We start from the raw sequence: 374 nt of genomic DNA, 5'->3' as shown, positions 1-374 counted from the left end.
GTTCTTCTCTGCTGGAGTGCCCCATCCATGACTGCCACACTCGCCCCGCCCGAAACAGATACCACCCTCGACTACCCAGACACCCTCCTCATCGGCGACCAGTCCGACGCCTACCACCTAGACGACGGTGATGTGCCAGAGGCCTTTTATACCACCAACGCACCCGGAAACCACATTGGTAAAGCCGGCACCTATACGCGTAAAACCTCCTGGTTTCTTTTCCGCGCCATCCTCCCGCAACTAGACGAGGATGTTGACCTAAGCCTGACCAGTCTTGCCAAAGACCTCGGCATCTCCTACTCGAAGCTCCTCGGATACATCCGCGCCCACTTCCGCATCCGCCAACTACCCCTAGTCACCGAAGTACAAGGCCA

General features: G+C 57.8%; 1 pseudogene. It reads left to right on the top strand.

The features are described from left to right. Positions 1 to 27: 27 nt before the first annotated feature. A pseudogene (locus QP971_RS11320) lies at positions 28 to 374 on the top strand (HNH endonuclease signature motif containing protein); the annotation flags it as partial.

The organism is Corynebacterium marquesiae, from assembly GCF_030229635.1.
Lineage (GTDB): Bacteria > Actinomycetota > Actinomycetes > Mycobacteriales > Mycobacteriaceae > Corynebacterium > Corynebacterium marquesiae.
This window is presented reverse-complemented; position numbering and strand designations above follow the sequence as displayed.